Annotated in this window: 28 protein-coding genes, 1 tRNA gene and 2 pseudogenes; 22 read left to right on the top strand and 9 right to left on the bottom strand. The window is 38.8% G+C overall.

Annotated features, from left to right (window positions below; all coding sequences use genetic code 11):
* The 4 genes from Q0162_RS03015 to Q0162_RS03000 all read left to right on the top strand — a co-directional run bounded on the left by Q0162_RS03015 (window position 1) and on the right by Q0162_RS03000 (window position 4735).
* Window positions 1–1002, top strand: coding sequence for a VWA domain-containing protein (locus Q0162_RS03015; protein WP_297888896.1), 1002 nt, complete (start codon window positions 1–3; stop codon window positions 1000–1002).
* A gap of 5 nt (window positions 1003–1007) precedes the next feature.
* The gene (gene nth, locus Q0162_RS03010; protein WP_297888893.1) at window positions 1008–1637 is read left to right on the top strand and encodes an endonuclease III; all 630 of its coding nucleotides are present in this window, start codon (window positions 1008–1010) and stop codon (window positions 1635–1637) included.
* On the top strand, window positions 1634–2911 hold the full coding sequence (bioA, locus tag Q0162_RS03005) for an adenosylmethionine--8-amino-7-oxononanoate transaminase (RefSeq protein WP_297888890.1): 1278 nt from the start codon (window positions 1634–1636) through the stop codon (window positions 2909–2911). The genes nth and bioA overlap by 4 nt, the downstream gene beginning before the upstream one ends.
* Window positions 2912–3043: 132 nt before the next feature.
* Entirely contained in the window at window positions 3044–4735 is a 1692-nt protein-coding gene (locus Q0162_RS03000; RefSeq protein ID WP_297888887.1) for a L,D-transpeptidase family protein, read from the top strand.
* Here the strand turns inward: Q0162_RS03000 and dapA are convergent.
* Together dapA and Q0162_RS02990 are read right to left on the bottom strand one after the other, a co-directional pair.
* Window positions 4732–5604, bottom strand: coding sequence for a 4-hydroxy-tetrahydrodipicolinate synthase (gene dapA, locus Q0162_RS02995; RefSeq protein WP_297888884.1), 873 nt, complete (start codon window positions 5602–5604; stop codon window positions 4732–4734). The two genes, Q0162_RS03000 and dapA, sit on opposite strands and share 4 nt — an antisense overlap.
* A gap of 6 nt (window positions 5605–5610) precedes the next feature.
* Entirely contained in the window at window positions 5611–6159 is a 549-nt protein-coding gene (locus Q0162_RS02990) for a hypothetical protein (RefSeq protein WP_297888881.1), read from the bottom strand.
* A 229-nt stretch (window positions 6160–6388) separates the two neighbouring features.
* Between Q0162_RS02990 and Q0162_RS02985 the strand changes: the two genes are divergently transcribed.
* The 4 genes from Q0162_RS02985 (at window position 6389) to Q0162_RS02970 (ending at window position 8887) form a co-directional block, all read left to right on the top strand.
* Complete coding sequence (locus Q0162_RS02985) at window positions 6389–6979, top strand: 5'-nucleotidase C-terminal domain-containing protein (RefSeq protein WP_297888879.1); 591 nt, start codon at window positions 6389–6391, stop codon at window positions 6977–6979.
* A gap of 6 nt (window positions 6980–6985) precedes the next feature.
* Entirely contained in the window at window positions 6986–7900 is a 915-nt protein-coding gene (locus Q0162_RS02980; protein WP_297888877.1) for a bifunctional UDP-sugar hydrolase/5'-nucleotidase, read from the top strand.
* A gap of 88 nt (window positions 7901–7988) precedes the next feature.
* Window positions 7989–8068 (top strand) — tRNA-Leu (locus tag Q0162_RS02975).
* A gap of 60 nt (window positions 8069–8128) precedes the next feature.
* Entirely contained in the window at window positions 8129–8887 is a 759-nt protein-coding gene (locus Q0162_RS02970; RefSeq protein WP_297888875.1) for a Mur ligase, read from the top strand.
* 2 nt (window positions 8888–8889) lie between these two features.
* Here the strand turns inward: Q0162_RS02970 and Q0162_RS02965 are convergent, their stop codons facing one another.
* On the bottom strand, window positions 8890–9615 hold the full coding sequence (locus Q0162_RS02965; RefSeq protein WP_095897744.1) for a 16S rRNA (uracil(1498)-N(3))-methyltransferase: 726 nt from the start codon (window positions 9613–9615) through the stop codon (window positions 8890–8892).
* A 129-nt stretch (window positions 9616–9744) separates the two neighbouring features.
* On the opposite strand from Q0162_RS02965, the gene Q0162_RS02960 reads away from it, so the two are divergent.
* Together Q0162_RS02960 and bshC are read left to right on the top strand one after the other, a co-directional pair.
* The gene (locus Q0162_RS02960) at window positions 9745–10047 is read left to right on the top strand and encodes a hypothetical protein (protein ID WP_297888868.1); all 303 of its coding nucleotides are present in this window, start codon (window positions 9745–9747) and stop codon (window positions 10045–10047) included.
* A 15-nt stretch (window positions 10048–10062) separates the two neighbouring features.
* Window positions 10063–11664 carry a bacillithiol biosynthesis cysteine-adding enzyme BshC gene (gene bshC / locus Q0162_RS02955; protein WP_297888865.1) on the top strand — a complete coding sequence of 534 codons (1602 nt, stop codon included), beginning with the start codon at window positions 10063–10065 and terminating at the stop codon, window positions 11662–11664.
* Between the two features lie 360 nt (window positions 11665–12024).
* Here bshC and Q0162_RS02950 read toward each other — a convergent pair whose 3' ends face one another.
* The 5 genes from Q0162_RS02950 to Q0162_RS02930 all read right to left on the bottom strand — a co-directional run bounded on the left by Q0162_RS02950 (window position 12025) and on the right by Q0162_RS02930 (window position 16662).
* Window positions 12025–12648, bottom strand: coding sequence for a WbqC family protein (locus Q0162_RS02950; protein ID WP_297888862.1), 624 nt, complete (start codon window positions 12646–12648; stop codon window positions 12025–12027).
* Window positions 12649–14202, bottom strand: a complete 1554-nt coding sequence (gene lepB / locus Q0162_RS02945) for a signal peptidase I (protein WP_297888859.1) — start codon at window positions 14200–14202, stop codon at window positions 12649–12651. It abuts the gene before it with no gap.
* A gap of 2 nt (window positions 14203–14204) precedes the next feature.
* The gene (locus tag Q0162_RS02940; protein WP_297888856.1) at window positions 14205–15029 is read right to left on the bottom strand and encodes an HAD family hydrolase; all 825 of its coding nucleotides are present in this window, start codon (window positions 15027–15029) and stop codon (window positions 14205–14207) included.
* 112 nt (window positions 15030–15141) lie between these two features.
* Complete coding sequence (dapB, locus tag Q0162_RS02935; protein WP_297888853.1) at window positions 15142–15846, bottom strand: 4-hydroxy-tetrahydrodipicolinate reductase; 705 nt, start codon at window positions 15844–15846, stop codon at window positions 15142–15144.
* A gap of 45 nt (window positions 15847–15891) precedes the next feature.
* Window positions 15892–16662, bottom strand: coding sequence for a C40 family peptidase (locus Q0162_RS02930; protein WP_297888850.1), 771 nt, complete (start codon window positions 16660–16662; stop codon window positions 15892–15894).
* A gap of 218 nt (window positions 16663–16880) precedes the next feature.
* Between Q0162_RS02930 and Q0162_RS02925 the strand changes: the two genes are divergently transcribed.
* From Q0162_RS02925 to Q0162_RS13265, 5 genes and pseudogenes are all read left to right on the top strand, one after another.
* Window positions 16881–17510 (top strand): TetR/AcrR family transcriptional regulator, encoded by a 630-nt coding sequence (locus Q0162_RS02925; protein WP_297888847.1) that lies wholly within the window; start codon window positions 16881–16883, stop codon window positions 17508–17510.
* A 74-nt stretch (window positions 17511–17584) separates the two neighbouring features.
* Window positions 17585–18865 carry a TolC family protein gene (locus Q0162_RS02920; protein ID WP_297888844.1) on the top strand — a complete coding sequence of 427 codons (1281 nt, stop codon included), beginning with the start codon at window positions 17585–17587 and terminating at the stop codon, window positions 18863–18865.
* Window positions 18862–19791 (top strand): HlyD family efflux transporter periplasmic adaptor subunit, encoded by a 930-nt coding sequence (locus Q0162_RS02915; RefSeq protein ID WP_297888841.1) that lies wholly within the window; start codon window positions 18862–18864, stop codon window positions 19789–19791. The genes Q0162_RS02920 and Q0162_RS02915 overlap by 4 nt, the downstream gene beginning before the upstream one ends.
* Window positions 19792–19802: 11 nt before the next feature.
* Entirely contained in the window at window positions 19803–20123 is a 321-nt protein-coding gene (locus tag Q0162_RS02910) for a hypothetical protein (RefSeq protein ID WP_297888838.1), read from the top strand.
* Between the two features lie 28 nt (window positions 20124–20151).
* A pseudogene (locus Q0162_RS13265) lies at window positions 20152–20614 on the top strand (N-acetyltransferase family protein).
* A 13-nt stretch (window positions 20615–20627) separates the two neighbouring features.
* Here the strand turns inward: Q0162_RS13265 and Q0162_RS02900 are convergent.
* Window positions 20628–20957, bottom strand: coding sequence for a multidrug efflux SMR transporter (locus Q0162_RS02900; RefSeq protein ID WP_297888835.1), 330 nt, complete (start codon window positions 20955–20957; stop codon window positions 20628–20630).
* Window positions 20958–21007: 50 nt separating this feature from the next.
* Between Q0162_RS02900 and Q0162_RS02895 the strand changes: the two genes are divergently transcribed.
* The 7 genes and pseudogenes from Q0162_RS02895 to Q0162_RS02865 form a co-directional block, all read left to right on the top strand.
* On the top strand, window positions 21008–21541 hold the full coding sequence (locus tag Q0162_RS02895; RefSeq protein ID WP_297888832.1) for a hypothetical protein: 534 nt from the start codon (window positions 21008–21010) through the stop codon (window positions 21539–21541).
* A 17-nt stretch (window positions 21542–21558) separates the two neighbouring features.
* Window positions 21559–21984, top strand: a complete 426-nt coding sequence (locus tag Q0162_RS02890; protein ID WP_297888829.1) for a hypothetical protein — start codon at window positions 21559–21561, stop codon at window positions 21982–21984.
* A 228-nt stretch (window positions 21985–22212) separates the two neighbouring features.
* Window positions 22213–23052, top strand: a complete 840-nt coding sequence (locus Q0162_RS02885; RefSeq protein WP_297888827.1) for a hypothetical protein — start codon at window positions 22213–22215, stop codon at window positions 23050–23052.
* A gap of 76 nt (window positions 23053–23128) precedes the next feature.
* Window positions 23129–24091, top strand: a complete 963-nt coding sequence (locus Q0162_RS02880; protein ID WP_297888823.1) for an ABC transporter ATP-binding protein — start codon at window positions 23129–23131, stop codon at window positions 24089–24091.
* An 81-nt stretch (window positions 24092–24172) separates the two neighbouring features.
* Window positions 24173–24907, top strand: a complete 735-nt coding sequence (locus tag Q0162_RS02875) for an ABC transporter ATP-binding protein (RefSeq protein WP_203137231.1) — start codon at window positions 24173–24175, stop codon at window positions 24905–24907.
* 14 nt (window positions 24908–24921) lie between these two features.
* Window positions 24922–26052 carry an ABC transporter permease gene (locus Q0162_RS02870; protein WP_297888816.1) on the top strand — a complete coding sequence of 377 codons (1131 nt, stop codon included), beginning with the start codon at window positions 24922–24924 and terminating at the stop codon, window positions 26050–26052.
* A 7-nt stretch (window positions 26053–26059) separates the two neighbouring features.
* A pseudogene (locus Q0162_RS02865) lies at window positions 26060–26274 on the top strand (ABC transporter permease); the annotation flags it as partial.

The following is a 26274-nucleotide window of genomic DNA, read 5'->3' as shown; positions in this document are numbered from 1 at the left end:
ATGCTTAAAAATATTACATTTGCCAATCCTCAATTCTTTTGGTTACTATTAGTTTTACCACTAATGGTAGTGTGGTATGGTTATTGGAATAAAAAATCTAAACCAAATGTTACTTTATCCTCTACAATCGCGTTTAAAAAGATGAGTTCGTGGAAGGATTACTTATACCATTCTCTTTTTGCTTTCCGTTTGTTTGCTATTACTTTAATTATTATAGCCTTAGCGCGCCCTCAAACACATTCCGAAAATGCACAAACTAAAATTACCGATGGAATAGATATTGTAATGGCAATAGATGTCTCATCAAGTATGCTTTCTCAAGACCTAAAACCTAACCGTTTTGAAGCCTTGAAAAAAGTAGCCTCCCAGTTTGTAAAAGACCGCCCTAACGATCGTATAGGTTTAGTGGTATACGCTGGAGAAAGTTATACCAAAACACCTGTAACTACAGATAAGGGCATTATTCTTAGCTCATTGGCTGAACTTACTTATGGACAAGTAGAAGATGGCACCGCTATAGGTATGGGATTAGCAACTGCTGTAAACCGACTTAAAGAAAGTAAAGCTAAAAGTAGAGTGATTATCCTCCTTACCGATGGGGTTAACAACACAGGAGTAATTGATCCTCTCATTGCTGCTGAATTAGCTGCTGAATATGGTATCAAAGTGTATACCGTAGGCATTGGCACTAATGGTATGGCTCTTTCTCCTTATGCACTCAACCCCGATGGCAGTATAATGTACCGAATGTTACAAGTGGAAATTGATGAATCATTGATGAAAAAAATCGCACAAGTAACTCACGGACGTTATTTCCGCGCTACTAACAACCAAAAACTCCAACAGATTTACGATGAAATCAACAAATTAGAAACCTCTAAAATAGAAGAGTTTAAATATACTGAAGTAGACGAAAAATTCCGCTTGTTAGTAATCATCGCTACTGCTCTATTGTTCCTTGAGTTCCTTTTAAAACACACTGTTTTTAGGAATGAAATATAATACAAATGAAAAAAAAAGAAAAAGTAAAATTCATCATTGATACACTTGAAAGTATCTATCCTGAAATCACTATACCTCTACAACACAAAGACCCTTATACTTTACTAATAGCCGTACTCCTATCGGCTCAAACTACCGATGCTCGTGTGAACCAAATCACACCTATTCTATTTAGTAAAGCTGACAATCCTTATGATATGGTACTGCTTTCGGTAGACGAAATACACGAAATTATCAAACCATTAGGGCTTGCCCCTATGAAATCTAAAGGTATTCACGGACTTTCACAAATACTCATTGATAAGTACAATGGCGAAGTCCCTCAAACCTTTGAAGCCTTGGAATCTCTTCCCTCTGTAGGACATAAAACTGCTAGTGTTGTACTTGCTCAAGCTTTTGGCATCCCTACTTTTCCCGTAGACACTCACATACACCGCCTAATGCACCGCTGGAAACTCTCCGATGGTAGTTCGGTTATACAAACTGAAAAAGATGCTAAACGCCTCTTCCCTAAAGAGAAATGGAACAAGTTACACGTACAAATCATCTTGTACGGACGTGAGTATAGCCCTGCACGAGGTTGGGATATAGAAAAGGATATCATAACCAAAACCATCATACAATCAAAAAAATGAATTTACAACAGCGAGACGAAAAACATTTGTGGCACCCGTATACTCAACATCAAACGGCTGCCAAACCCCTCGGAATTGTGAAAGGAAAAGATGCCCTCCTTTGGGATGAAAACGGCAAAGAATACATTGATGCTATTGCCAGTTGGTGGGTAAATCCTTATGGACATAGCAACGAGCGATTAGCTCAAGCTGCCTACAAACAGCTCACTCAATTGGAGCACGTACTTTTTGGAGGCTTCACTCATCAGCCTGCTGTAGAACTTGCCGAAAAACTTATCAGTATCTTGCCTAAAAACCAGCAAAAGGTATTCTTTTCCGACAATGGATCTACTGCCGTAGAAATTGGTATCAAAATGGCATTGCAGTATTTCTTTAACAAAGGTGAAAAACGTTTTACTGTAATTGCTTTTGAAGATGCTTTCCACGGTGATACCTTTGCCGCTATGGCTGCCTCGGGTATTTCTTTCTTCACCGAAGCCTTTAAAGAACACTTACTCAAAGTAGTTCGTATTCCTTTACCTAAAAAAGGAAGTGATGAAGCGGCTAAAAAACTCAAAGAGGTAATTGCTGAACATCACCCTGCTGCCTTTATTTTTGAAGCCTTAGTACAAGGTGCTTCTGGAATGCAAATCTATGAGCCTGAGGCTTTAGATGAACTTATTCACATCGCTCAAGAAAATGGCGTAATTACCATCGCTGATGAGGTAATGACAGGATTCGGTCGTACTGGGCGCACTTTTGCTTCAAATTATCTCACCCATAAACCCGATATTATGTGCTTATCAAAAGCACTTACGGGAGGAACAATCCCATTGGCAGTAACAACAGCTACGCAAGAGATATTTGATGGTTTTTACAGTGAGGACGTAAATAAGGCTCTCTTCCACGGACATACCTTTACAGCCAACCCTACAGGATGTGCCATTGCCTTAGAAGCTATTCGCATTTTAGAAAGTGATGAAATGCAAGCTAATTTACAGCGCATTGCACGCCGCCATCAGGAATTTTTAGCACGTATTGCCAAATATCCATCGGTGGAAAATGCACGTACTTTAGGCGTTATTTTAGCTTTCGATCTCAAAACTACTCAAAACACCGATTACTATGGTTCATTTAGAGATAAATTATACAATTTCTTTATTTCCGAAGGCGTTATTTTACGTCCTGTAGGAAATATTATCTACATTTTACCTCCTTACATCATAACAGATGAGCAACTAAACCGAGTATACGATGTTTTAGAACAAGCAATACAAAAGTTCTCTAATCTATAAAAAGGTAACTTTACTAAAGGTTTTATTGCTTATATAGCTAACTCCTTTAGTAAAGTTATTTTGTATATTATTTGTTTAGATCGAAAAAAAAGAATACCTTTGCCCCTTAATTGTAACTTTTTTTTGCATTCAATGAAAATAAAACTCTACTTTTTAGTAGCTGTATTAGCTATTCTCCAAAGTTGTAAAAAGAACCCCGCTTCACACCCCAATTCATCACTGAGAGAGACTGGAGAAGAATTTTACACTGAGGCACTTACTATTGCAACAGATACAACAACTGTTAGTTTTGAAAATATTCCCGTATTAGATTCATACTATAAAAAAGGAGTACTATCCGAAACTCATAGTTTTTATACCCAAAATGGCAACAAAACACGTTGGCTCTACGAAGATATGCCTTCTCGTTTATTTAATGAGTATCTCTCTGTTTTAGATAGTATTACTAACGATGGCTTAACTCCTGAAACTTATAGACGTACCGCTTTGAAGAAAGCGGTAGATAGTGCCTATACACACAAATTATCTAATGAGTATAAAGCTACCTTAGATAAACAGATTACTGCTTCATTTCTATTGCTTACTAAACATCTCACTAGTGGCCGATTTACAAAAATCACTTATGGTAAACACACTTGGCGCAAACCTAAGTATGATACTCAAAAAAATATAAATATACTGTTAAATATAGATGATAAAGAAACTTTAGCAAATGCTATAGCCCCTTTATTTCCTAAAAACAAACAATATGAGCAAATGAAAGCACTCTACAAGCAGCTCAAACAACAAGTAGTTGATACTTTTATTACTGTTGATTTTCCTGCAAAGGATTTTGTATATGGCTACACTGCTCCCATAGTGGTACAATTGCGCAACAGCCTTAAACAAAAAGGATTTAAAGCAGCCCCTGAAATTGAGGCTCAAATGGTAGATAGTACTCTTATCAGAACAATACAGCGTTTCCAAAAAAGCAACGGACTCACAGCTAATGGTTTATTGGGAAAACAAACCCTTTATTTCCTAAATATGAACAAAACTCGCGAACGTGATTTGTTACAACTCAATATGGAACGTATGCGTGTGTTCAACAACGATTTAGGTGAACACTACGCTTTGGTGAATATCCCCGATTTTAAACTATCACTCTTTCACAAGGACTCGTTGCAATTCCAAACACGTGTAGTTGTAGGTAGAACAGAAACCTCTACCCCTATTTTTACTGATACCATTCGCTACGTAGAATTCCGTCCTACGTGGTCGGTACCACAAAGTATTATCAAAAAGGAGATGTTGCCACAAATCATATCACAAGCCGACCCTGAAAAATACCAAAAAAGAGGCTATACTATGTATGAAAAGGGTAAAAAAGTAGATCCTACAACCATTGATTGGACAGACCCTTCCGTTCACAAACGCGGTTTTCACTTTGTAGAAGCTCCATCAGCTAATAACTCCTTGGGATTAGTAAAATTCATACTCACTAATGATATGAGTATTTACCTGCACGACACTCCCTCTAAATATTTCTTTCAGCGTGATGATCGCGCCTTAAGTCACGGTTGTGTGCGTGTGCAAAACCCTAATGAATTAGCTTATCATCTATTAAAAAATGAAGCTACTGAAACACCTTGGACTTTAGAAAAAGTAAATGAAGCAATGAATGGAAAGCGCTCTCAATATCGCATTGCTTTAAAAACGAAGTACAAAATAAATATTCTTTACTACACCGCTTTTATAGATGAAAACGGCGAATTAACTTTGAAAAACGATATCTATGATCTCGATAACGAACAACTAAAAGAAATAAAGCGATTTGAAAGTTAATCTTTCAAATCGCTTATTACTTTTTTCAATTCTTCTGATGCCTCTACTAAAGGCAAACGCACATAAGGTTCGCACAAACCTTTAGCGGCTAACATAGCTTTAATACCTATTGGATTTCCTTCTTTAAAAGCTAATGCTGTTCTAGGGAGCAATTTATATTGAAGTTTATTAGCTTCAACTGTTTTTCCTTGTCGTCCTAAACGCACCATTTCTGAAAATTCTTTAGGATAAGCAATTCCTATCACCGAAATAGCTCCACTACCTCCCATATATACTGCTGGCAAAGTAGTAGCATCATCACCAGAGAGCAAGATGAAATCCTTAGGCATATCTTTGATGATATTCATATCAAGTAACAAATTCCCCGAAGCTTCTTTAATCGCTACAATATTCTGGAAATCATTTGCTAATCGCACAACAGTTTCAGCTGTCATTGATACTCCTGTACGTCCTGGTACATTGTATAAGATAATAGGGAGTGTACTTTCTTTAGCAATAGCAGCAAAGTGTGCATACAAGCCATTTTGCGAAGGTTTGTTGTAATAAGGCGTTACCGATAAAATTGCTACAAAAGGTGATAAATCGGTTTGTTTGATTTCATCAATCACATTTTGGGTATTGTTCCCGCCTATACCTAAAACCAAAGGTAAACGTCCTTTATTAGCTTTGATAATCGTTTCGCGTACAATGCGTTTTTCATCTTTAGTAAGTGTTGGGGCTTCACTGGTAGTACCTAGCACTACAATAAATTCAACTCCCCCTTCGGTTACATAGTCCACAATGCGGGTAAGAGCTTCGGTATCCACCTGATTGTCTTTTGTGAAAGGTGTAATGAGAGCTACACCTGTTCCTATTAGTTGGTTTGTCATAACTTTTTATTTATGAATAATGGTTCCTAATACTTTTTTTACTTCTTCAGTAAAAATCTTTTCTTCAGTCAGCTTACAAGCAATAGTAATATCGTTGTATTGCATATCAATTCCTTGGAAGCCTATTCTCAGTTTAGCTCTAATAGATGAGGAAAGTAAGAGTAAGGGTAATTTAGGCTCATTAAAGTAATTGATGAGCAAATCGTATTCTTGTTCTGCTAAACGATCAGCGTGATAATTTCTTATCTTTCCTTGCCAATTAATTTCTTTATCTACTAAAAAAGGCACTCCATTAGTATGAGTCTCTTCTGAACTGCGTTTATATCCTAAAACAATATAGTTTTCAGGACGTATGGAATAGTGTTTCATTAGTTCTAACAATGGATTTACTTCCTTCACTGCATCCATATCCACAATACAGCCTACTTTCACTAAGTCGCTGTCTAACCTTTTGTTATATTTTTCTAAGGCTTTAAAATTCTTGCGAATTTTATTTTTTAGATAAAAATTTTTTATAATGTCCAAAATATATTGTAATTTTGCGTGTGATTGCAAAGGTAAAAATAATTTTTAAATTAAAAACATATTTATGAGAAAGTTTGACATAATAAAGCATTATTTTTTTATATTTTTTATAACACTATCCTTTTTAGTATCTTGTACCTCTGCTAAATATCGACTCACAAAAGAGCGTACTAAAAATATTCCAATTACTGAGTCTATATTTCAAAAAACTAATATAGAAAATTTCATAACTCCATATAGAGAACGTATCAAAGCAGAGATGTCTACTGTTTTAGCTGAAAATGCTCGCGATTTAGTAAAGGATAGAAAAACCACCTTGCTCAACACAGGAATTAGCAATTTTATGGCTGATGCTACTTTCGAAATAGTTTCTGAATCTTACAAAAAGCGTACAGGGAAAGAAATTGATTTTGTGATGCTTAATTGGGGAGGTATACGTTCCGATTTGCCTAAAGGTCCTATTACAATGGAATCGGCTTTCAACCTAATGCCTTTTGAAAATGAAGTAGTTGTTCTTACTATGCCAGGAAGTAAAGTAAAAGAACTTGCCGATTATCTAATACATCACCGCGCTCCCCACCCTCTCTCTAAACAAGTATCATTACAAATCACCAAAGATGGTAAAATCACTCATTTCACCATTAATGGTAAACCTTTTGATCCTAACAAAACTTATGTAGTAGTTACCTCAGATTATTTGTATAATGGAGGTGATCAAATGTACTTTTTTAAAGACGCACTAAATGCTGATAAAATAGACTATAAACTTCGCAATGTTCTTATTGATTATTTTAAGAAAATTGATGTTTTAGATATTAAAGAAGACCACCGTTTCGAATATAAACCTTAATGTATTATGGAAAGAAGAACTTTTTTAAAGAATATAGGAGCTTCCTCTCTGTTAGTAGGGATGGGAGGATTAGGGTCTCTATCAATGAAACCCAGTAATGCAAAACAAATTACAATTTTGCACACTAATGATGTGCATAGTCATATAGACCCGCTACCTGCTAACGACCCTTTTAGTCCTAATAAAGGAGGTGTAGCACGTAGGGCTGCCCTTATAGAGCAAATACGCCAAGAAAACCCTCATACACTCCTTTTTGATGCTGGTGACATTTTTCAAGGAACACCTTATTTCAACTTCTATGGGGGTGAATTAGAATTCAAATTGATGTCTATGCTCAAATATGATGCTGCAACTCTAGGCAATCACGACTTCGACAATGCTCTCGAAGGTCTCTATGCGCAATTACCTCACGCTAAATTCGATTTTATCATCTCTAATTATGATTTTAGCAATACCATTTTAAATGGACATACACTCCCTTATAAAATTTATCATCTTAATGGTATTAAAATAGGTGTTTTTGGTATAGGAGTAGAACTAGAAGGCTTAGTTAATAAACAGATGTACGGCGAAACTGTATATCTCAACCCTATAGAAGTTGCGCAAGATATGGAACGCAAATTGCATAACGAGGAACATTGTGACCTCATTATCTGCCTTTCACACATAGGTTATGAATACAAAGATAATCCTAATAAGGTGTGCGACCTAAAAGTGGCAGCACAAACATCGTATATCGATTTGATTATTGGCGGACATACACACACTTTCTTGCCAAAACCTACTTTGGTAACCAATCGCCGTGAAAAAACAACTTTAGTAAACCAAGTAGGATGCTATGGTATCAATTTAGGGCGTATTGACTTCTTTTTTGAAGATGAAAAGCTAGTGAAAAATAAATCTGTTAGCATTGAAGTTTAATAAGTTAAAAAATATTTAGCAAAAAAGTTAGGCTTTTTTTTGCATATTCAAAAAACTTATGTACCTTTGCACCCGATTTAAAAAGCAAGCCTGAGTGGCGGAATTGGTAGACGCGCACGACTCAAACTCGTGTTCTTCGGAGTGAGGGTTCGATTCCCTCCTCAGGTACAACAAAAAAAAGCTATCCTAATAGGATAGCTTTTTTTATAACAATTAACTTTCAATACAATGAATATCCATTTTATAGTAGCCCCCAGCACTCACTTGCGCCCCTTGATGATGGCTCTAAATGAACGGAACCACATCACTACCTTACCAGAAGAATTGTCTTCTGAAATTCATTATGTAATTGCTGATCCTCACCTATCACCTACTCACCCCGATTTGTTATTGGCTCAAAACTTAGGGCTTTCACCTATATCACCTAATGCTTTTCTATATGAATATTTCAAAAATAAAACCCGTGTAGTACTCAGTGGTGATAAGGGTAAGAAAGAGTGTTTGGCACGTGTGCTACACACTATGGATTTTTATAACCAACCTTTGAGTTATTGTTTAGAAACTCCTATTAATGGCAAACAAGTACATTTTGTAGATACCGAATTTGTTCTTTTTGAAGGAGGAGACAACAGTGCCGCGCTACATCCTACCATTGCCCTCATCAGTGATATCAATAATGAAAAAGTAGAAGAATATCACAACTTTATAGAATCGATTACTAAAGGAGGTATCCTTATTTATAACGAAGAAGATGATGCTCTCAAAACACTTGTAGAAAACAACGAGAGGGCGATACGTAAAATGGAATACCGCACCCCTCTATTTGAAACGCACAATGGCGAAACTTTTCTTATTACTCCCGAAGGAGAATTGCCCTTAGGCGATGCGTCGGCTACCCAAATAAGCTATATTGAGGCTGCCAAATGGGTATGCCAAAATATAGGCATTGATGAAGCCGATTTCTATGAAGCTATGGTGAGTTTCTAATCCTATTGGAGTTCATTAAGTACGGCTACTGTATGGCAAGCTACTACGGCTGCTGTTTCGGTACGCAAACGCGTATCACCCAATGATATAGGCACAAACGCCTGTTGTAAAGCGGTGTTGAGTTCAGTTGTTGAAAAATCACCTTCAGGTCCTATTAGTACTGTGATACGCTCAGGGAACGGAGTGAGTGTTCGTGAGAACAACCGCTTCTCATTTTCGTAACAATGGGCTATATATTTAGCTGAAGTATCTGTCTTTATCACTTTAAAAAACTGAGTTGATGCAATAGGAGCATTGAGTTTAGGCAAATAACATTGCAGCGATTGCTTCATCGCCGAAAGAAGTATCTTCTCAAAACGCTCTACTTTAATAGTCGTACGCTCAGAATGTTCACAAATAATAGGTGTAATTTCATCTACCCCTATTTCAGTAGCTTTCTCTAAAAACCATTCATAACGTTCATTCATTTTGGTAGGAGCTACTACCAAGTGTAAATAATAAGAACGCGGTGATTGGGTAGTGCATTTCAGTATTCTTACTTCGCATTGTTTAGGAGACGCAAAATCTAATTGTGCTTCAAAAAGTTGTCCCTTACCATTAGTAATATGTAACACATCACCCACTTTTTTGCGCAATACCTTTACTATATGCTGACTTTCTTCCTTATCAAAAAAGCAATTTGTACTATCTAATTGCAGTGCTGGGTGATAAAATAATTGTATACTCATAGTTTAATTTTCTTAGAAATCATAAGCATTTTTCGAGGGCAAAGATACTACAAATTAAAAAAAAATACGTTTTTTATTTTGTAATTATAAAATTTAACTTACTTTCGCCCCGTGAAAAGTAATATTAATATGAAACGCATAATAGTAGACTACAACAAACTAACCAATGAGATTCTCTCTATGTTAGTAGAAAAATACCCTGATGGGTATACTGATGCAGATGTAATTCGTTTTAAAAACGCCAAAAATGAGACCGTTGATGCCTTAGAAATACGCACCGAGGACACTATCTATTTAGTGAAAGTAAGTACTCGTTTAGCCGATACAATGGAAAACTTCGACGAGGACGACGACTTTATGAACAATAATGACGATGAAATAGGGGTAGGCGGTTTAGATATCCCCGACGATTCTTCATTAGACGACGAATAAAAATACTTCAAGCGTATGATTTCCGCTTATATTCCTTACTCCAATATTCGGTTTTTCTCTACGCTCATCACCGATTATGTAGATGGGCAAGAAAAACTACGCCCTTTCTACAATCACTTTCCTTCAATAACAGAATTTGAAAAGCAAATAACTGAAAAAGAAGCTGATTTTAGTCAAGAAAAACGCAATGTTTTAGTAAGTAGCTTAAAAGCACAATACGCCGAGCTAAAAACGACCCCTAAAGTACTCAAAAATATAGAACTTTTAGCTCAAAGTAATACGTTCACAGTTACTACAGGACATCAGTTGAGTCTTTTTACAGGGCATCTTTATTTTATTTTCAAGATAATTTCAGTAATTAATACTGTTAGACAGCTCACTGAAAAGTACCCCGATAAACATTTTGTTCCTGTGTATTGGATGGCTACAGAAGATCACGATTTTGAGGAAATCAACCATTTTCACCTCAGCAATCGCACCATCTGTTGGAATAGCGACCAAACAGGAGCAACGGGCAACTTTTCCACCAATACACTCGAAGCGGTATTTCAAACGTTTGATAGAGCAATAGGATTGGGTAAAAATGCTGATGAATTGCGAGCTCTCTTCCGCGATAGTTATCTAAAAAACAATAATTTATCTGAAGCTACTCGCTATTTAGTAAATGCCCTATTTGAAGATTATGGAGTGGTGGTAATCGACGGTAACGACAAAGCTTTAAAAAAGGAATTTATCCCCTATATAAGCAATGATTTGTTATACAGTGTTGCTCATCGTGAAGTAACTAAAAGTATTGAGGCTTTACAAAAGGTGAATAGTACTTATCCTGTGCAAGTAAACCCACGTGAGGTGAATATGTTCTACCTCACCCCTAACGGCAGACATCGCATCATACGTACCACCGAAGGTTTTGAGGTACACAATACAAATATTCGCTTTTCTAAAGAAGCTATTTTAGAAGAACTCAATACCTATCCTGAACGGTTTTCTCCTAACGTTATCTTGCGCCCTTTGTATCAAGAGGTGATATTGCCTAATTTGGCTTATATAGGCGGTGGTGGAGAAATAGCTTATTGGTTAGAATTAAAAGGATTTTTTAATGAGGAAAAAGTACCCTTCCCCATACTGATGTTGCGCAATTCGGCAATGCTCGTTTCACAACGACAAGCTGAGAAAATGCAAAAACTACAGCTTTCAATAAATGATTTGTTCTTGAAAACAGAAGAGTTAAAGAATAAAAAAGTACGACAACTCAGTGAATTTCCTATAGATTTTACCCCTGAAAAAGAATTACTCCAAAAGCAATTCACTCATCTATACCAATTAGCCGAATATACTGATATTACCTTTAAAAATGCAGTGAAAGCGGAAGAAGTCCGACAATTAAAAAGTTTAGACAAACTCGAAAGACGCCTTTTAAGAGCTCAAAAAAGAAAGCTTGCAGATGAATTAGCACGCACTACTATTTTGCAAAGCGAGCTCTTCCCTAATGGTGTCTTACAAGAACGTTTTTCTAATTTTACTGATTTCTATTTACAAAAAGGCAAAGAACTCATCCCTAAATTCGTAAGAAACTTCAATCCATTTGATTTTAGATTTGTAGTAATACAATACTAACAAAACAAAAAAAGCTCCCTAATTGCTTAGAGAGCCTTTTTCACAATGCATATAAATACTACTACTAACTCCAAAAATAAAAAAAATTCTAAATAAAAAATGTTATTACTATTTAGTATAGTAATAAAGTTTTTACATAAAATTTATTTTAATAAGTATTACATCAATTAATTATGATGATATTTAATTTAGTTTTTCTATCAATTATAAAGAAAACTCTGTGCCAAAATCTTCACCTTATCCAATATTGAGCAAACTTTTCTAATTATCAGCTTCTTAAATAAAAATCAACTAAATTTTTCATTTTCAAAGCTTATGAAAAAATGTGTAATTACACATTCTTTAACGCATACTTACACACTAGACAACAACCTTTTCTAAATACTCTTGGGTATTAGGACCTTCATGAAATAACAAATCTAATATTGATAAATTAGATATAAATCCATGTTTATCTGAAAATATCTGATGATAAAGAGGCATTGTTATAGGATATTCTTTTTTAGCACTACTTAAAAAACGATAGTCATTCACTTCTTGAGGCTCGGCTTCATACCCTTTTGTTTTATCAAAATTGATATGTACCAAGAGGCACGCTAAAATAGTTTCAATAGTATCAAGATTTACATCGAGCAAATAAGTGTATTGTTTTTCAAAAATACGTGCCAAATCGTCCTCGTAATACTCAAAATAAGGTGAAGTGCGATAGGCAGTTTCTAAGCTCTTCCAATGCAATCGTTGCCAAGGAAAATTATTTTCTACCTTTACATCTTTAAACAGCTGTCTGCCAGTATCCCCTCCTACGTGTTTGATAGGTAAATTAAGGGCTTGTTTACCATTCGCACCATAAATATAAGCCCTATTGCGCAAAGTTTGCTTCTGATAATTATCCGAAACTTCTAATACACAAGGGTTGTTCAATATCAAATGAAATTGAGCTATTGAAGGAAAATAAGTGGGGTGCAATAATACTTGTGTTACCATTTATTCTTTTTCTTTTTTCTTTTTCAGCAAACTATAAGCTAACCACAAACCGAGCAAAGCAAACACGATATAACGATACGATACGGGCTCTCCATCACCATTCACAGTGGTGAACAGACGATTCCAACGTATTTTCTTAAAGCCTGAAGCGTTTTGGTCTAAACTCATCCAAACGAGTACTGGTTTTCCTAATACGTGATCTTCAGGTACAAAACCCCAAAAACGGCTATCTTCAGAATTATGGCGATTATCACCCATCATCCAATAATAGCCTTGTTTAAAGGTATAGCTATTAGATTTCTGTCCATTGATATAAATCTCATTACCTTTTACTTCCAATTGGTTGTGTTCATACACGCTGATAATGCGTTTATACAAAGGTAAATTCTCAATAGTAAGTGTTACACTTTTTCCTTTAGCAGGGATGGTAATGGGACCATAATTATCCTCATTCCAAGGGAATGCAGGAGTATGAGGGAAGATAGCCTTATTGTACACTCCCGCCTTATTCACATTGCGAGTTACAGATACAATATTAGGATTGGCAGCTAATGCTTTTGCCACATCGTCAGTAAGAGAAGAAAAAATATAGGTGTCGTTATTGATAGGATAAGCGCGATCGGTCACACCAAATTGTTGGTACATAGCACTCCAAACTTCTTCTATAGAGTTAAACAAATTAGGCTGTGTCACCACTATATACGATGTTTGTAGTTTAGCACGTACAGGGTAAATTTCTTTTTTGCCATTGATCCATACATCACCATCTTTTATCTCAAGTACATCACCTGGGATAGCTACTGTGCGTTTCACATAGTTTGATTTCTTATCAATAGGTTTATCAACGTGAATACCCGAATTATCGCGGAAGTATCTTACCGTATCAGTAGGCCAGTTGAATACAGTAATATCATTTCGGTGTACTTTTTGCAAAGCTGGCAAACGCAAATAAGGTAATTGTGGTGTTTTGATGTACGATTTTGTACCTATTACAGGAATAGAATCGTGTACCATAGGTAATGATAAAGGCGTCATAGGCACACGCACTCCGTAATGGAACTTGCTCACAAAGAGGAAATCACCTACTAAAAGTGTTTTTTCTAAGGAAGAAGTAGGAATCATATAAGGTTGTATGAAATAGGTGTGAATACCCGATGCTGCTACCACTGCAAAGAGTACGGCACTCACCCAAGATGATACGTTTTTCTTAATAACCTCTACATCTTTTCCTACATAGTGAGTAGATGGCAAATAGGTTACATAGGCTGCAAATAACCCTAAAGTAACTACCGAAAGTAATGTATAGCGTTTTTTACGATAGTTAAACACGTGCAACCATTCATAGGTCATCACTACTACCATAATATTACCTATCACAGGTAAGTACAACAAGAATACCCACCACCACGGACGTGAAATGATACGTAAAAAGATGACAGTATTATAAAAAGGTACAAAGGCTTGCCAAGCTTTGTAACCTGCTTTTTCATAACCTTTCCAAAAAAATAGCCCATTGATGAGCTGTGCAATAATTAAAATGTATAAATATACCATCTTTAATTGTTATTATTAATTATTAATTGTTTTAAGAAAGCCGCTACCCCATCTTTAGTATGATGTAGTGTTATATGTTTGGCAACTGCTTTTACTTCTTCACGTGCATTATCTACTGCAACCCCACATCCTACTCCTTTTAGCATCTCTAAATCGTTATAGTTATCGCCAAAAGCAATTGCTTCACTTAGTGGCAAATGATATATTTCATCTAAAACTACCTTCACGCCTGTGAGTTTAGAAATGCTTATATCCGATACTTCTATATAAGTTTCTTTTGCACGATAAATTTGCATTGTGTGAGCATACTTTTCATTCAATAACAGAAACATTTGGTCTATAAGAGTTTCTTCTCCCATCAACATCAGTTTATGAGCTCCGTGTCCCGCTTGTTGCCATTGAGTAAGTACTTCGCGATTAGATCGCACTATAGGAGTTACTAATGTATTTCGTTCTTCTCGTTCTGCCCACTGGTCGTATTGAGGCACATACCACTCATCATTGTAATAAAAGCTAATATGTATTTGCGAAGAAAGTACCTGCTCGTTGAGGGTTACGACTTCTTCCAATACCTGAAGAGAAATAGCTACAGAGTGCAATACTTTCTCTCCATTGAGCACTAACCCACCATTATAGGCTATAAGAGGTAAACCGATTATATCTAAATCTTTTTGTAAGTGGTACATTTGTTTAGGCATACGTGATGATACTAAAACGAAAGGGAGTTTTCCTTTGAGACGCTTCACCTCTGTAATAGTAGCTTGTGACAATGTTCTCAAGCCACTTAAAAGAGTACCATCAATATCCGAAAAAATAATTTTATACATTTTTAGTTTAAAATTCTGAGTTCTAAAGTTACAAAGATAATGCCATTTCCTTAAAGAAAATTGGTGTATTAAAAAAAATTCATTGAGTTTTATACCCTTTTAAAGGTCTATATTAATTGTTAATTCCAAGTACGTCTCCCATTTTGAATACTCCTTGTTTTCCTACAATCCATTCAGCTGCCATCACAGCTCCAAGAGCAAAACCATTGCGATTGTGAGCTGTATGTTTGATTTCTATAGTATCCACTTCACTGCCATAGGTAATAATATGAGTTCCTGGTGTACTATCAATACGTTTGGCTACAATTGAGATTTCGTTTTCCCGAGCCTTATCTAAATGCCAGCCCGTTTTATCAGTTTCTGCAATGATACCTTCTGCTAAAGTTATTGCCGTACCACTAGGGGCATCAAGTTTTTGGGTATGGTGAATTTCCTCAATAGCTACCTCATAATCCTTAAGTCCTGACATTAGTTTAGCCAAAGTTTTATTAAGAGCAAAAAACACATTTACCCCTATACTGAAGTTGGAAGCATATAAAAAAGCTGTTTGATGTGCTTTGCACAGCGCTACCGCCTCATCGTATTTAGCTAACCACCCTGTAGTGCCAGCCACTACAGGCACCTTATGTCTCAAACTATTACTGATATTTGCAAAAGCACTACTAGGTGTACTAAATTCTATAGCTACATCGGCTATTGTAATATCATAAGGCGTTTCGGCATTGTCTATTTTCAAAACAATTTGATGTCCACGTGCAACAGCTATTTGTTCAATAGTCTTGCCCATTTTACCATATCCTAATAAAGCAATCTTCATAGAATTAACATTTTATAATTAATATTTCACCTTCTTGAATTATAGTTACTTAGAAATAATTCTTTTTAAAAGTCGCAACTGATGTGTGTAATTTCTAAGTTCATCATTAAAAATCCCAATATGATCTAAACGATCGACTCTTACTTTTCCAAAAGAATGAATAATTTTATTGTCGCCTAACAATATCCCTACGTGAATGATATTTCCTTCTTCATCATCAAAAAAAGCTAAATCTCCTGCTTCACATTCCTCTATAAAACTAACAAGTTCCCCACACTTAGATTGTTTCTCAGCCGTACGAGGTAGGTGCATATTATTAAGTTTGAACACCATCTGTACAAGCCCTGAAGCATCTATACCAAAAGGTGTCTTCCCTCCTGCTAAAAAAGGTGCATTTAGATATTCTAAGGCAGTAGGAATAATCCCTTGATGAAGATTTCTTTGGGTAGATTGTGAAGTGTGTAAAAGGTGATTGTAAGAGAAAGTCGCTCCTTTAGGTATATGCAAAAAAAGGTCTTCTCCAGTCTTTAAACGGAGTTTCGTAAGCCATCGGTGAGCATATTTTTCTTTCTTCTTAAGACATTTTTTATAATCCCTATCCGAAATTTCAACAAACTGACTATTGGCTACCCAGCCTTCTACATTGTCGAATAACAAACGCACATAGCTCCAATGTTCTTCTTTATCAATTACTTGCAGCAATTCTCCAAAGAGCAATTGTGTAAGCATTCCTGCCCCTTCAGAGGGCTCTAAACGTACAGGAACAACGCTCAAATGGCATATTCCATAAGGGGTTTCTAATATTTTCATACTCATCACGCGCGCAAAGGTACAAATTAATTAGCAATTAGCAAATAACGATGAACAAAACTTACACTCCTCCCTCCCTACAACAACTCTTTTTGTAAAAAATCTCACTCCTCTTATCAAACCTATTACCTCATTCAATAAACACACAATTAACAAAGATTTAACATCAACCATTTGGTTAATACAAATGTTTAACTTACCTTTGCCCCCGAAATCAAACAACAATGAGTAACACTAAAGACACATCCACTGAAGATCGCATCAAAGCTGCTGCTCGCAAAGTCTTTCACCAGAAGGGTTATGCAGGCACTCGTACCCGTGATATTGCCGAGGAAGCTGGTATCAACCACGCAATGCTCAACTATTATTTCCGCAGTAAGAAAAAACTCTTTGAGATTGTAATGACCGAAACAATAGCGTATTTCTTTCAAGGTGTAGGTACTATCCTCAACGATGAGAGCACCTCTTTAGAAGAGAAAATAGAGCGAGTAGTGGCTAATTACATCAATTTACTCTTGGAAGAACCTGAATTACCGACCTTTATGTTCAACGAGGTGCGTGCTAACCCCGAACCTTTTGTTGCCAATACCCCTATCCTTAAAGCGTTAGAGCACTCAGTCTTAGCCCGCCAATACGCCGAGGCAGTAGCGCAAGGACGAATCACCGAACCCAACCTTATGCACACCGTGCTCAACGTGATCAGTTTAGTGATATTCCCCTTCATCGCCCAGCCTATCTTTACCGCCCTGAGCAGAACCGACAAAGAGGCGTATAAAGCCCTAATGCTCCAGCGAAAATCCCTTATCCCTCAATGGATTAAAGCGATATTGTTCCTCCCAAATAGAGCTGAATAAAGAGGAGATATATTTTTTATCCATACCCTAACCAAATGGTTAAATATACTGTATAACGTAAACAACATCTATATATGAGATTTATAGCATTACTTTTACTCTTCCCCATAATAGGTATCGCACAAGAAACAATTACCTTGGAGGATTGTTATCGCTTGGCGCGAGAGAATTACCCTACCGTCAAAAAGCTCGATTTGGTAGCCAAAACCGAAGGCTATACCCTTGCCAATGCCAATCGTGCTTACCTCCCGCAGATCTCTATCTTGGGGCAAGCCACTTACCAGTCTGAAGTAACCGACCTCTCCAAGTCTGTAGCGGGGGTACTTCCATTACCGCCCAATGTTTCTTTGCCTACCATCGACAAGGAGCAATACAAGGTCGTGGGCGAGGTAAGCCAACTGCTCTATGGGGGTGGTGCAATTCACAGTCAGAAGGCAGTCGCCAAAGCCCAGAATGCCGTACAAGCGCAAGCGGTCGAAACGCAGTTATACACCCTAAAACAGCGTGTGAGCAACCTATATTTTGGGGTGCTCCTCATCGATGCCCAGTTATCGCAAAACCGCCTCAATATCGAAACGCTCGAGTCGCAACTCAAAAAGGCGGAAGTAGCCCTGCAGAACGGAACTACCCTCCCCAGCAATGTCAATGAGCTCAAAGCCGAAATCCTCCGCGTAGCAATGCAGACCACCGAGTACGAAGCCGCCCAAGCTACCTACTTGCAAATGCTGTCTACCTTTATAGACAAAGAGCTCACCAGCGCTTCCCAGCTCACACAGCCTGCGCCTCAGTACCAGTCTCAAACCCTATCCACCGAAGTTTTTCGCCCTGAACTCAAGGGATTTCAGCTACAGGAATCGTTGCTCAAAGCCCAAGAAAAACAGCTCAACAGCGAATATATGCCTAAGCTCAGTGCGTTTTTCCAAGGCGGTTACGGGCGTCCCACGCTCAATATACTCAACAATCAAGCGGATTTCTACTACATCACAGGGCTTCGTTTGCAGTGGAATTTAAGTCCACTATACAACCTGTCGAGTAAGAGACACATCTTGCGCCTGAATCGCGAAAGTATCGCAACCGACCGTCAAGCCTTCTTGCTCAACACAAAACTCGAGCTTACCCAGCAGTCCGAGCAACTCAAAAAGCTACAAAAGCTAATAGAACAAGACGAAACATCGGTAACCCTGCGCCATTCCGTCGCCAAAGCAGCCGAAGTACAGTTAGACAACGGGGTCATCACTACCCACGAATACCTGCAGAAAGTCAATGCTTGGCATCTTGCACAACAAACGCTATCGCTTCACAAAATACAACTCTTGCAAGCTCAAGAGCAACAACAATTAATCATAGGAAAATGAAAAAGATAACACTCATCACCGCCCTTGCAGCTCTTATCGCCTGCAACAACAAACCTCAGTTCGATGCTTCTGGCAACTTCACTGCCGACGAAGTAATTGTTTCCGCCCAGCAAACAGGGCAACTCATCGCCTACAACGTAGAAGAAGGCAAGACCCTCACCGAAGGACAAAAGGTAGGGCAAATAAACGTCGAAGTCCTCAAGCTCCAAAAAGAGCAGGTCGAGGCTACCATTTCTTCCCTCAAAGAGAAGACCCTAAACCCTGCCGACCAAGTAGCGCTCATTCGTAGCCAATACGAGGTACAGAAAGCACAACTCGAACAGCAGGAGCGCGAGCTTACCCGTGTGCGACAACTCGTGGCAGGAGGCGCTGCTACCCAAAAGCAATTGGATGACCTCACCGCTTTAGTCGACCAGCTCCGCAAGCAACTCACCGTAACCGAAAACCAACTAAAGGTCAGTCTCACCAATATCAACACCCAGAACCAAAATGTACTAAGCCAAGAAGCCCCCTTGCAAAAAAATGCCGAGGCCGTTCAAGAGCAAATCAACCAAGGGGAAATCATCAACCCCATAGCGGGAACGGTGCTCGTCAATTATGCCCTAAAAGGAGAAATGCAGACCTTTGGAAAACCTCTGTACAAAATCGCTAATACCGATATACTAACCCTAAAAGCCTACATCACCGGCGACCAACTATCCCAAATCAAGCTACAACAGCAAGTCACCGTGCGCACCGATGCCGGCAAAGGCGAATATCGCACCTATCAAGGCGAAATCACCCACATATCCAATAAAGCTGAGTTTACCCCAAAAACGATACAAACCAAATCCGAACGTGCTAATCTCGTCTATGCTATCAAAGTCAAAGTAAAAAACGACGGCTATCTCAAAATAGGAATGTACGGTGAAGTGTTATTCAAATAGTAAATTGAAAAATGAAAAAACGACCTTTATACCTAAGTATTGCGTTTTCATCCGCAGCCATACTCGCACTTATTATAGTAGTAACGCGCTCACTATGCACCAGTTACTACCATTCACCCCTTGCGATAATCCTATCCAAAGCCGTTTTTATCATAACTTATATAATATTCCCGCTATTTTTCATCTATCTAATAATAGCCGAAACCAACCTTAATTTTATGTACCAACACAGCCTTAGAAAGAGGCAACACAAGCGCACAGCCAGCTTCAACCTATCACTCATCACCTTAGCACTAGTACTCCTCAGCCTTCTCGCCCACCTCTTCCTTTAAGATTAATAACACATAAAAAACAATAAGTATGAATATCCGAGCCATCAACCCCAATGAATACCCCTTTTTAGACGGTTTTCTCTACGATGCTATCTTCATTCTCGAAGGCATAACACCCCCCGATAGAAGCATCATACATCACCCCGAACTACAAAAATACATCGCCCATTTCGGTAGGGAAGAAGATGATTATTGTTTAGTAGCCGAAGTAGACGGCGCTCTTGTAGGGGCTGTTTGGGTACGTATCATCAACGATTACGGACACGTAGACGATGATACCCCCTCCCTTTCCATATCCGTACCCTTACCGCCAAAAAGGCATAGGCACAGCCCTAATGCAAGCGATGCTCACCCTGCTCAAAACCAAAGGCTACAAGCAAGTATCGCTGTCGGTACAAAAAGCCAATTATGGCCGCAAGCTGTACTTAAAGTTAGGTTTTCAGATAGTCAAGACCAACGAAGAAGATGAAATAATGGTTTGCACGCTGTAAGAAAACGAGTCAATCAGTGTCCATTTGCCTTTGAAAAAAGGTTAATCTCCACCACCCCAGCGATGATAAGCAGGGAACCTAATACAAAAGGCAAGTCTATTTTGTTCTTAAAAATAAGAATACTCACAATAGCTGTCAGTACAATCCCTACCCCCGACCAGATAGCGTAGGCTACCCCCAACGGAATATTCTTGAGGGCTAAGGATAAAAAATAAAAACAAACACCATAAGACAATAGTGAGCCTACAGCAAACAACCATTTGCTAAACCCTTCCGATTTACCTAAAAGAGCGGTGGCTAAGACCTCTAAAACAATCGCTAATGTGAGGTATAGGTAATGCATATAAGTATAGTATCTAAATTCGTGGCAAAAATATAACAATTTTACTGAAAATGAAATTAAAACTCATAGAACACATAAAGCTCACTAAAGAACTCGTAGACCGAGAACATTTCTTTGCCTTAGGATATTGTGAAGCACTCAAAACCCATTTGATGAAAGTACTTGTAAGTTGGGCAGCAGGCTATGAACGCTATTACCGCATAAGTGCCGAAGATTACGTATCGTTCGAAGAAGATCGTCCTGTATTCTACGAATTGTACAAAAACGAGCTCGGTGAGGATAACGAATGCTTTACACAGAAGTTTATGGGAGCGCAAGCTCTACGCGATTACGATGGTCGTAAGAACTTTCAGGCGTGTTATTCCTCAAAAGAAATGAACCCTTTTGGGCATTATGCCTATTACAACGGAGTACTATATGCTCAAATTCTCTGGGACAAAGGCACGATATACGTACCCCCTTATCAGAAAGTAAAAACCCTTAATGGCGATTGGGATTATCCCTTGCGAAAAGATTGTTACATAGAAAAAGACCCCGAAGGCAAAGACCTCTGCTTTTGTCTTGATATAGAAAACGAAAAGTAACCTAATAATTAGTAAATATGTTTGATATAGAAGAATGTAGAATAACCCTCCTTACAGAGTATACATACGAAGTAGCCTACTTAGGAGGGTGTATGTTGCTAAGATATGGAACAGAGCCTCCACGCGGAGATGAGATTTGTTCAGTATATTTCCCTAAGTCAAACAATGAATTACCCTATTGGTGCTACCTGAGAAATATCAAGCAAATAAGTATAGATAAATCGATCGAAAGTTTCTTTATATCAATAGAAGCCGTGAAACCTCATCAATGGTTAGGTGTTGTAACCCTAATTATTGATCCTAAACATAGTAGATTTGCTTGTTTAGATGATTGGTATCCTTTTGTCAAAATAGAGGAAAACAAAATAAGTTATCGTAACGATTATACAAGAAAAGAATGTATTTTAGATGATTTTCAACTGCTTAAATGGCAATCATTTTAAGAAAATAACCCCTGGTGGCGCGAGCCACAGGCTCGCGCCTACCAAAAAAAAGAGCTTGTAGCTCATTGGCAAAACCGACAAATTAACAAATCAGAAAAATGAATAGTATTACCCAGCAATTGGGCTAACTTTACTAAAATACTTCCTGAAAAGTATTATAATGTGGGTACTTATACTTCTATTGTGGTTAGGTACAAGAAGAAAGAAGAAAAATGAAACCTTTATACTATGATTTACATTGAACAATATCAAACCCTTACTTCTATTCCCGAAAAACTCAACAGTGGGGATAAACTTATGACTCTTACCGAGGAAGGACTCTCGGTAAAGAACACAAAAACAGGTAAAGAGTACTTTATCAAAGGGGATGTGCTCCATTACGAAGAATCTCTAAATCACACCTACCTATGGTGTGCCCTATACAATGAGAATGAGACTTTTACTCTTATGGCTATTGATGAAAATGGCAAAACTATAGCCTCATTGGAGATGGAAGACCCTTTTGGTGCAGCGAGTTTATGGCTTACCCATCTGCCTAAAGAAAATGAAGTAACCATTTCCTTATTAGATGGTGCAGGTTGGTCAGAAAGTTACTATATTGCTTTAGAAGGTAATGAACTGAGAATCTATCAAAAACTGCCTGATAGCTACATATATATGTTTCCTCTTGGCAATCGTTCCCTTCTTACTAACTTTGATGACAGACTGATGTTAGCTTCCTATCCCGATTTTGAGATACTAAAAGAAAAACAACTCTCTGATACTGATGGTGAAGGTATACTTAATATATGGCAAGTAGACGAGCATTTTGGTATTTTCTCCAGTACACAAGGAATATGGTATGCCTTTAGTTTAGATACCCTTGAGATTATTAGTGAATGCGTGATAAAAGGTTATGAGCCTATTACTGAAGGAGAATACTATTACTCACACATTGCAGCTCTTATTCCAACACCTGATAAGTTCCTTTTCGAGCATTGGAGTTACCAAGATAAAAAAGAAGAAAGCCAATGGTTTGCTGTGGATAAAGCCTATTTATCTACCCTTATCCAAAAATACCTAAACTAATTGCTAGCGCGAGCTTGTGGATCGTGCCTACCAAGAAAAGAGTTTGTAGCTCATAACCAAATCAGTAAATCAAAAGATGAATAGCATCACTATACATAATCTCAGCAAGTCCTACGGCGATATCCACGCCGTGCAACACCTTTCCTTAGAAGTTAAAAAGGGCGAACTTTTCGGGCTCATCGGTCCTGATGGGGCGGGCAAAACCACCGTCTTTCGTATGCTCACCACCCTCCTATTGCCTGATGAGGGCACTGCAAGCATCGAGGGCTGGGATATCGTCAAAGATTATAAGGAAATCCGCAAGCACGTGGGCTATATGCCTGGGCGCTTCTCTCTGTACCAAGATCTCACTGTCGAAGAGAACCTCTCCTTCTTCGCTACCGTCTTTGGTACGACTATTTCTGAGAATTACGACCTTATCAAGGATATTTACGAGCAAATAAAGCCGTTTAGCAACCGTCGCGCGGGCAAGCTCTCAGGGGGAATGAAGCAGAAGTTAGCTCTTTGTTGCGCCCTCATTCACAAGCCCCAAGTCCTTTTGTTAGACGAGCCCACCACGGGAGTAGATGTGGTTTCACGCAAAGAGTTCTGGGAAATGCTGAAGAAACTGAAGGAGCAAGGCATCAGCATACTCGTTTCCACCCCTTATATGGACGAAGCCAGCTTGTGCGACCGCATAGCCTTAATACAATCAGGCAAGGTGCTTTCCACCAGCACCCCCGAGCAAATCATAGCCCAGTACCCCACCGCACTCTATGCTATCAAGGCTCCCGACCTGTACGCACTGCTGAAGCACCTGCGCGAGCATCCCAACATTGATAACTGTTACCCTTTTGGCGAGTACCTACACATTACTCTCAAGGAAAACACCCACATTCCCATATTCGAGCAACAGCTGAAAACCACCTTCCCTCACCTCGAATGGAAAGCCATTACCCCCACCATCGAGGACAGTTTTATCCGCCTAATGGAGGGTGATGTAGGGGCGAATGGCAATTCGCCCTCATCTATGACAAATCGGCAAATTAATAATCCCTAAACTTTGCCAAAGTTGAAGCTAACAATTAGAATCAAATAAACTAATAATAATTGCCCGTGTGGCTCGCACCAAATCAGAAAAATGAACGCAATCCACTGTCATAACCTAACAAAGCAATTCGGCGATTTCAAAGCCGTGAACAACATTTCCCTTACCGTTGAAAAAGGCGAAATCTTCGGTTTCCTCGGTGCCAATGGTGCGGGGAAAACCACTGCTATACGTATCTTCTGCGGACTCTCCTACCCTACTTCAGGCGAGGCTACCGTAGCAGGCTTCGATGTCTATCGAGAGCAAGAGCAGATAAAGAAACACATCGGCTATATGAGTCAGAAGTTTTCGCTCTACGACAACCTCACCGTGCAGGAAAACATCACCTTTTATGGAGGTGTCTATGGCTTGAGTCGCAAGGAAATCAAAACCCGCAGTACCGACCTTATCACCAAGCTCGGCTTGGAGGCTGAAGCCAATAAACTCGTAGGATCGCTACCTCTAGGCTGGAAACAGAAGCTCGCCTTTTCGGTGGCTATCTTCCACCGTCCCGAAATCGTATTCCTCGACGAGCCTACCGGTGGCGTAGACCCCATCACGCGCCGTCAGTTCTGGGATATGATATACGAAGCCTCCGCACAGGGCATCACCGTATTCGTTACCACCCACTATATGGACGAAGCCGAATACTGCCACCGCATTAGCATAATGGTAGACGGCAAAGTGGAAGCAATGGATACGCCCACCCGACTTAAATCACAGTTTAATACCCATTCAATGGACGAGGTGTTCTACCAACTCGCCCGTAAAGCAAAACGTAATGAATAACCCCGTAGGGGCGAATGGCAATTCGCCCACCTATTAATATGAAACAGCTCATCGCCTTTATACGCAAGGAATTCTATCACGTATTCCGCGATCGTCGCACGCTATTGATACTCTTTGGTATCCCCATAGCGCAGATTATCCTTTTCGGTCAAGCCCTCAGCAGCGAGGTCAAGAATATTGGTATCGCTGTATTAGATGAGGCAAACAACACCTATAGCCAAGAAATCACACACCGCTTGCAGGCAAGCCCGTATTTTAAGCTAAAGGAGCCTTTGTTCCATTACAATCAAGTAGAAGACCAATTCAAGCGTGGTACTATAAAAGCCGCGCTCATCTTCCCTCCCGATTTCGGCAAAGACCTCTACACCTCCAGTGGTACCTCGCTACAACTCATCACCGATGGTAGCGACCCCAATACAGCTAAAACGGTGCAAAACTACTTCTCAACTATGGTAGCCAGCTATCAGCAAGAGCTGAACCCCGCTGTACAACTACCCTACCAGATAACCGTTGAAAACCGAATGTTATACAACGAGGAGCAGAATGGATCTATGAACTTCGTCCCTGGGGTGATTGCGCTTGTCTTTATGATAGTGAGCACTGCCCTCACCTCGGTAGCGGTGGTGCGCGAAAAAGAGTTAGGCACTATGGAAATCCTTTTGGTATCGCCTTTCAAACCTATAATGATACTCATTGCCAAAGCCGTGCCTTACCTTATTCTCTCGCTCATCAACTTCACCGTGATACTCCTGCTATCGGTCTATATGCTTGATGTCCCGATACGTGGCAATCTGCTGTTGCTATACACCGAAAGCACCTTGTTTATCATCATCTGTTTGTCGTTGGGGCTACTCATATCCACCGTTACCGCCTCACAGCAAACCGCTATGCTCATCGCTATGATGGGAATGATGTTGCCCACGGCTTTCTTTACCGGCTTTATGTTCCCCATAGAGAATATGCCTCTCATCTTTCAGGGAATATCCAAAGTCTTCCCCTCAAGTTACTACTACGCTATCGTGAAGAAAGTAATGCTCAAGGGATTAGATTTCACTTACGTATGGAAAGAAACGCTGATATTAATAGCAATGGCGGTAATTTTCTTAAGCCTTGCAATGAAGAAGTTTAAGATTAGATTACAATAAAGAAGAAATGAAAGTATTAAGCTTTATACTCCAAAAAGAATTTAAGCAGATATTCCGAGATAAGACGATCTTGGCAATGATGCTTGTGGCACCTATGATGCAACTGATTATACTGCCTTTGGTTGCCAATTTCGACGTGAAGAATATCAACCTTGTGTATATCGATTACGACCAGAGTCCGTACTCGCACGAGCTCATACAGAAGATTACTGCGTCAGGGTA

The sequence above is a fragment of the uncultured Capnocytophaga sp. genome (assembly GCF_937936315.1).
Taxonomy (GTDB): domain Bacteria; phylum Bacteroidota; class Bacteroidia; order Flavobacteriales; family Flavobacteriaceae; genus Capnocytophaga.
Note: the sequence above shows the minus strand (reverse complement) of the source record. Positions and strands in the feature narration are given on the sequence as shown.